The following is a 7,018-nucleotide window of genomic DNA, read 5'->3' as shown; positions in this document are numbered from 1 at the left end:
CGCCCCCGGACGCCGTCGCCGCCACCGCCGTCGCCCGGCGCGTGGGGCTGCCGTCGCGGATCACGACGATCCTCCAGGGCGAGTCCCTCCTCAACGACGCCACCGCGATCACCGCGTACAAGGTCGCCGTCGCCGCGGCCGTCGGGGAGGGCGCGTCCTGGGCGGGCGGGATCGGGGAGTTCCTGGTCGCGGCGGTCGGCGGGACCGTCGTGGGGCTCGTCTTGATGGCGCCCCTGCACTGGCTGCGCACCCACCTCAAGGAACCCCTCCTCCAGAACACGCTCTCCCTGCTGATCCCCTTCGTCGCGTACTCCGCCGCCGAGCAGTTCCACGCCTCCGGGGTGATCGCCGTCGTCGTGGTCGCTCTCTATCTCGGCCACCGCGCGTGGGAGGTCGATTTCGCCACCCGGCTCCAGGAGCACGCCGTCTGGAAGATGGTCGCCTTCGTCCTGGAGTCCGCCGTCTTCGCCCTCATCGGGTTGCAGCTTCCCGTCGTCCTCAAGGGGCTCGACGAGTACGACGCCGGCGACGCCGCCTGGTACGCCGTCGCCGTGTTCCTCGTGGTCGTCGCCGCCCGCTTCCTGTGGGTGTTCCCGGCGACGTTCCTGCCGCGCCTGCTGTTCACGCGCGTGCGCGAGCGTGAGGAGAACCCGACCTGGCGCGGGCCCGTCGTCATCGGGTGGGCCGGGATGCGGGGCGTCGTCTCGCTGGCCATCGCGTTCTCCGTGCCGCTGACCCTCCACCACAGCGAGGAGCCGTTCCCTGAGCGGGACCTGGTGCTCTTCCTGACGTTCACGACGGTCATCGGGACGCTCGTCCTCCAGGGGCTGACGCTGCCCCCGCTCATCCGGCTCCTCAAGTTCCCCGAGGCCGACACCCGCGCGGCGACCCTCGCGGAGGCCAACGCGCAGGCGCAGGCGTCCCGGATCGCCGAGCAGCGGCTCGACGAACTGCTCTCCGACGAACGCAACGCCCTCCCGCCGCCCCTCGCCGACCGGCTGAGGTCGGTCCTGGAGCGGCGGCGCAACGCCGTCTGGGAGCGGCTGGGGCAGCCGAACCCGGTCACCGGGGAAAGCGTCGACGACACGTACCGGCGACTGGCCAGGGAGATGATCAGCGCCGAGCGGGAGGTGTTCGTGCGGCTGCGGGACGGGCGCCATATCGACGACGAGATGCTGCGGACGCTGCTCAGGCGGCTGGATCTGGAGGAGGCGGCGGCTTATCGGGAGGCGGAGTGAGGGCCTCGCGTACGCGCGCGTGGGTGTCGAGGGCGGCGGCGCGCTCGTCCGGGAAGGCGTCCTCGGGGAGGGCCGCCAGGACGGCCAGGGCCTCGGCGGAGAGGTGTTCGGCGGCCTCGAGGCGTCCGGCGAGGTTGTGCAGCGCGCCCGCGCGCGCGAGCGGTGAGCGTTCCTCCCCCAGGTCCACCAACCGCTGCTGGAGCCGCACGCTCCAGGACACCAGCGCCTGGCTCAGCAGCGGCATCCGCTCGGCCAGCTCCACCAACCGCTCGTCCGGCAGCAGCCCTTCGTCGAGGACCGCCTCCAACGCCCCCACCAGCACGGCAGGTTCCGCACTGCGCCGCACCGCCCCCAGCAGCCGGGGCGCCAGCGTCCCCGGCGCCGCGCGCACGGCGTCGTACACCACCTCCGCCACGCCCTCCACGCGCGTGGACGCGCGGCTGAGCACCAGCAGGGCGTTGATCATCTCCTCGTTGTCGAGGACGTCGATCAGCCGCAGGAAGATCTCCGGTTCGTCGGCCACGCGCGTGCCCACGAGGTACTCGCCCAGCGGATCGGGCTCCAGGACGCCCCAGTACGCGGTGCTCGGGTACAGGTCCCGCAGCCAGTCGGCGACGGCTCGCCGTACCGCCTCGGGCTGGTCGCCGATGCGGGGCACGCGCGCGAGGAGGGCGTGGGCGCGCTCGCGCGGGACCGGGCCGACGAGGGTGGCTGTGACGACGGCGTTGCGGAGGGCCGCCTCGCCCAGGAGGTTCAGCGGGGGGTCCTGGGATGCGCTCTTCCAGTACGCCGCCTCGTGGCGCAGCAGCGTGTCCTGGGCCGCTGTGCCCGCCGAGGGGGCCAGGAGGCTTGCCAGGGCCGCCATATGGATCTCCAGGACGGTTCTGGGGGGCCTGGCGGGGGCCGGCCCGGGTACGGGCGCCATCGGCAGCCCCAGGGCCGCCACACCGCGCGCCAGGTCCGTCACGGCCGTGTGGAACACCTCGCGCGGGTCCGCGCCCAGGGACTCCGTGCCGGTGATGGACCAGCGGCGGGCGTTCTCAGCGAGGTCGGCGGCCTCCGGCCCGCCCGCGCGGAGTTCGTCCCACCAGCGGCCCTGCGCGCGGGCGATGAGCAGGACACGCACGCGCGGGCGCCGGGCGACGATCTCCAGGAGTGCGCCGATCTGTTCGACGCGGCTCTCGGCGTAGTCCACGACGAGCAGCACGGGCGCGGTCGTCGAGGCGAAGAGGGCGTCCGGGACGGCGTTGCGGGACAGGTGGACGACGGCATGGCGGGACGCGGCGAGGCGGTGGCCCAACTCGCGTGCCACCCGGGACTTTCCCGCGCCGCCCGCGCCGGTCAACAGGGCCAGGGACACGCCGTCGCCGTCCTGGCACCAGGCCGTCAGCCCGTCCAGCAGTTCGGTGCGGCCGGTGAAGCGGACCGTCTCCGCGCGCGGGTGCAGGAGCAGGGCGACGGAGGCGGGGACCAGGGGCGCCGAGGGCTGGGCCCGGTCCGCGAACTCGGCGGGCTCCAACGGGGCGTCCTGGCCGGTGTGTTCACGCAGGAGGCCGCGGAAGCCGGGGTCGGTCAGCAGGACGTACGCCGGGATCGCCTCCAGGCGGCTGTGCGGCCAGCCGGGGAGGTCGGCGACGGCCACGCCGACCAGGAGGTCCCGGCACCAGACGGCGCCGCCGGACAGGCCCGCCCAGGGGGAGGCGCCTTCGGGCGGGGTGCCGGTGAGGTTCAGGACGTACCGGTCGCGCTCCACGGCGTCCAGGGGGTCCAGTTCACCCCGGAAGGGACGCGAGCCGATCTGGTCGCCGGGGCCCGCCGCGAAGCCGAGGAGGGTGATGTCCGTCGGCTCCGAGGTGACCAGCGTTCCCCAGCGCACCGGGTCGACGGACGGGAGGACGTCCTCCTCCGCGAGGAGCAGCGCGGCGTCGTAGTGCCGGTCGAAGCGGGACCAGACGACCGCGCAGCGTACGGCCGGGGTGCGGGGCGTGCGGACCGTCGCGTGCGTGCGCTCGCGCAGGACGTGGGCCGCCGTGAGGACCAGGCGCGGGGCGAGGACGAGGCCCGAGCCCTGGCCCGCCGCCTCGACCAGGGCGGTGCGGAGCCGGTCCGGCACGGGTCAGCGGCCGAACGCCGAGTCCAGGCCGCCGACTTCGGGCGGACTGTCGTTGCTGATCAGCAGCGGGTTGCCGGAGGCGTCCTTGGGGGTGAGGACGAACTTCACGCGGTGCGTGTCCTGTCGGCCCGCCTTGCCGCTGACGTCCGCCGAGACGACCGCGCTGAAGATGCGGCTCACCCCGACCTTGGCGGTGGCCTCTTTCGTGAGCGTGAACGCGAACTCCAGCTCGATGGGGCCCACTTCGAAGGAGAGGCCGCTCGTCGCGCCCGCCGTCGCCGCGCCGAGCAGCTCGTCGCGCAGCGCCTGGACCGCCTCGCCCACACCGATCTCGTCCGCCACGGATTCCCCCCTGATCGCCGGTCGACCGGCTCACTGTACGGCCACTGGATCAGCCCGGGAACGGGGTTCCCGTGATCACCGCCGCGAGGGTCGTCCCGCGTGGGAAGGCGCCCTCGCGGGTCAGGGCGACAAGTCCGTACAGCAACTTGGCGACATAGAGACGCTCCACCGGGAGCCCGTGGCGGTCCTCGAAGTCCCGGGCGAAATCCTCCAGTTCGGGGGTGGTGCGGGCGTAGCCGCCGAAGTGGAAGCGCTCGTCCAGGTGCCAGTTCGCGAACTCCTCGCCGAACGCCTCGCGTTGGAGGGCGCGGATCTCCCCGGCGAGGAAGCCGCCCTTCACCACCGGGACGCCCAGCGCCCGTTGCTCCGGGGCGAGGCCGGCCGCCATGCCCGCCAGGGTGCCGCCCGTGCCGCAGGCGATCGCCGCCACGTCGACGCCGGCCAGCTCCTCGCCGAGAGCCCGGCACCCGCGTACGGCTGCCGCGTTGCTGCCGCCCTCGGGGACGACGTACGCGTCCTCGGCGCCGGCGTCCCGGAGGATCGCGGCGAGGGTCGCCGGGTCGGACTTGCGGCGGTACGTCGCGCGGTCGACGAAGTGGAGGCGCATGCCGTGCGCGGCGCAGTGGGCCAGGGAGGGGTTCAGGGGGCGGGCGGCGAGTTCGTCGCCCCGGACGACGCCGACCGTGGGGATGCCCCGGGCCGCCCCGGCGGTGGCCGTCGCGCGGAGGTGGTTGGAGTAGGCGCCGCCGAACGTGAGGAGCGGGCGGCCGGACGCCGCTTCGAGATTCGGGGTCAGTTTGCGGTATTTGTTGCCGATCAGGGTGGGGTGCAGGAGGTCGTCGCGTTTCAGCAGAAGCCGGACGTCATGGCTGGTGAAACGTTCGTCCCGGGTTTCCTGGAGCGGGGAGGGCGAGGGCACCCGGCCATTGTCGAACACCGTTCGGTGAAACGTGCCTCTTCCCACTCTTGCGATGATCCATTCCCGCTCTTTCGGGTAATACCACTGGCGGCCCGGCTGCGGAAAGCTTGCCCGCGAGACGAGTGCCTGGCACACCACGTGGCAGAGCACGTAGCGGGAGGGCAATCCACCATGTCGGTAGGCGAAGAGATCCGCACCGAAGAGGGCGCGCCGCAGCAGAGCCTCGGGACGGCCGCGGCGCGGAACCTGGCCACCACCACCAAGTCCGTGCCGCAGATGCAGGAGATCAGCTCGCGCTGGCTGCTGCGCACGCTGCCGTGGGTCGACGTCCAGGGCGGCACGTACCGGGTGAACCGGCGGCTCACCTACTCCGTCGGTGACGGCCGCATCACCTTCGTCAAGACCGGCGACCGCGTCGAGGTGATCCCCGCCGAACTGGGCGAACTGCCCGCCCTGCGCGGCTACGAGGACGAGCAGGTCCTCACCGAACTCGCCTCGCGCTCCCGCCAGCGCGAGATCGGCGCCGGAGAGGTCATTGCCTCCTTCGGCAGCTCGAACGACGAGGTCTTCATGCTGGCGCACGGCCGCGTCGAGAAGGTCGGCACCGGCCCCTACGGCGACGACCAGGTCCTCGGAGTCCTCGCCGACGGCGCCTACTTCGGCGACCAGGCCCTCCTCGACGACGACGCGATCTGGGAGTTCACCGCCCGCGCGGTCACCGCCTGCACCGTCCTCACCCTGTCCCGGCAGGACTTCCAGCAGGTCGTCGAGCGCGGCGACTCGCTCCGCGCGCACCTCCAGGAACTGCGCTCCATCCCCGCGCAGAACACCAACAAGTACGGCGAGAAGGCCGTCGACCTCGCTGCCGGCCACTCCGGCGAACCGGACATCCCGCACACGTTCGTCGACTACGACGCCTCGCCCCGCGAGTACGAACTCAGCATCGCCCAGACCGTGCTGCGCATCCACTCGCGCGTCGCCGACCTCTACAACCAGCCCATGAACCAGACGGAGCAGCAACTGAGGCTCACCGTCGAGGCGCTGAAGGAGCGCCAGGAGCACGAGCTGGTCAACAACCGGGAGTTCGGGCTCCTCACCAACTGCGAGTACGACCAGCGCATCCAGCCCCACGACGGCGTGCCCGGGCCCGACGACATGGACGAGCTGCTCAGCCGCCGGCGCGGGACCAAGCTGTTCCTCGCGCACCCGCGCGCCATCGCCGCGTTCGGGCGCGAGCTGAACAAGCGCGGGCTCGTGCCCGAGACGATCGACATCGACGGCAACCGCATCCCCACCTGGCGCGGCGTGCCGATCTACCCCTGCAACAAGATCCCCGTCTCCGAGGCCCGCACCAGCTCCATCATCGCCATGCGTCTCGGCGAGAAGGACCAGGGCGTCATCGGGCTGCGGCAGTCCGGGCTCCCCGACGAGATCGAGCCCAGCCTGTCCGTCCGGTTCATGGGCATCAACGAGCAGGCCATCATCAAGTACCTCGTCACCGCGTACTACTCCGCCGCCGTCCTCGTCCCGGACGCCCTCGGTGTCCTGGAGAACGTCGAGGTCGGTCGTTGGTGACCCTCCGTCCCGCCGTGTGTGCCCGCCCTCCGGGGCGGGTGCGCACATGACCGTCCAGGCCGGGGAGGTGGCCCACGAGGCCGCGCTCATCCTGGAGCGCGCCCGCGCCGACGTCGACCCCCAACTGCGGTTCGCCGTCGACTCGTTGCCGCCCGAGATGCGGCGGGTCGCCGGGTACCACTTCGGGTGGCGGGACGCGGAGGGGCGGGCGGTCGAGGGGAACGCGGGCAAGGCGATACGGCCCGCGCTGGTGCTGGCCGCGGCCGAGGCGGTCGGGGGAACCGCCGGGCGTACGGCCGCCGTTCGGGCCGCCGCCGCTGTCGAACTCGTCCACAACTTCACGCTGCTCCACGACGACGTCATGGACCGCGATCCCACCCGGCGGCATCGGGCCACCGCGTGGAACGTCTTCGGCGATCCCGACGCGATCCTCTCCGGGGACGCGCTCCAGGCCCTCGCGTTCCAGCTCCTCGCCGGGGACTCCCATCCCGTCGCCCTCGCCGCCGTCGGGCGGCTCACCGCCTGTGTCATCGAGCTGTGCGAGGGGCAGCAGGTCGATACGGCCCTCGAACGCCGGGATCCTCGTGACGTGGGGCTGTCCGAGGTGCTGCGGATGGCCGAGGCGAAGACCGGGGCGCTGCTCGGGTGCGCCTGTGCGATCGGGGGGTTGTACGGCGGGGGGTCCCTTGAGGTGGTCGAGTCCCTCGACGCGTTCGGGCGGCAGGCCGGGCTCGCGTTCCAGCTCATCGACGACATCATCGGGATATGGGGGGATCCGCTGCACACCGGGAAGCCCGCGGGGGCGGATCTCGCGGCCCGGAAGAAGTCGTT

6 protein-coding genes are annotated in these 7,018 nt (G+C 72.7%); 3 read left to right on the top strand and 3 right to left on the bottom strand.

The genetic code is table 11. The features are described from left to right. The coding region (locus AOK24_RS33360) for a cation:proton antiporter (RefSeq protein WP_055723752.1) at window positions 1–1,238 on the top strand (1,238 nt) is incomplete at its 5' end. Here the strand turns inward: AOK24_RS33360 and AOK24_RS33355 are convergent. From AOK24_RS33355 to AOK24_RS33345, 3 genes are read right to left on the bottom strand one after another with little or no spacing between them, the layout of a single operon-like run. Continuing rightward, window positions 1,189–3,351 (bottom strand): S1 family peptidase, encoded by a 2,163-nt coding sequence (locus AOK24_RS33355; protein WP_055723751.1) that lies wholly within the window; start codon window positions 3,349–3,351, stop codon window positions 1,189–1,191. The genes AOK24_RS33360 and AOK24_RS33355 overlap by 50 nt on opposite strands. Before the next feature lie 3 nt (window positions 3,352–3,354). Further along, the gene (locus AOK24_RS33350; RefSeq protein WP_063799560.1) at window positions 3,355–3,693 is read right to left on the bottom strand and encodes a trypco2 family protein; all 339 of its coding nucleotides are present in this window, start codon (window positions 3,691–3,693) and stop codon (window positions 3,355–3,357) included. Window positions 3,694–3,742: 49 nt separating this feature from the next. Further along, window positions 3,743–4,612: a 1-aminocyclopropane-1-carboxylate deaminase/D-cysteine desulfhydrase gene (locus AOK24_RS33345; protein ID WP_240554246.1), complete on the bottom strand. Its 870-nt coding sequence runs from the start codon at window positions 4,610–4,612 to the stop codon at window positions 3,743–3,745. Window positions 4,613–4,783: 171 nt separating this feature from the next. On the opposite strand from AOK24_RS33345, the gene AOK24_RS33340 reads away from it, so the two are divergent. Both AOK24_RS33340 and AOK24_RS33335 read left to right on the top strand, forming a co-directional pair. Beyond that, window positions 4,784–6,187, top strand: coding sequence for a family 2B encapsulin nanocompartment shell protein (locus tag AOK24_RS33340; protein WP_055723749.1), 1,404 nt, complete (start codon window positions 4,784–4,786; stop codon window positions 6,185–6,187). A 46-nt stretch (window positions 6,188–6,233) separates the two neighbouring features. Beyond that, window positions 6,234–7,018, top strand: a 785-nt coding sequence (locus AOK24_RS33335; protein ID WP_240554245.1) for a polyprenyl synthetase family protein, incomplete at its 3' end; no start/stop codon positions are given.

The sequence above is a fragment of the Streptomyces niveiscabiei genome (assembly GCF_001419795.1).
Taxonomy (GTDB): domain Bacteria; phylum Actinomycetota; class Actinomycetes; order Streptomycetales; family Streptomycetaceae; genus Streptomyces; species Streptomyces niveiscabiei.
This window is presented reverse-complemented; position numbering and strand designations above follow the sequence as displayed.

Bases quoted from the DNA above. Each gene is read 5' to 3' on its own strand.
- AOK24_RS33340 (WP_055723749.1), top strand. From the start codon at position 4,784: ATGTCGGTAGGCGAAGAGATCCGCACCGAAGAGGGCGCGCCGCAGCAG.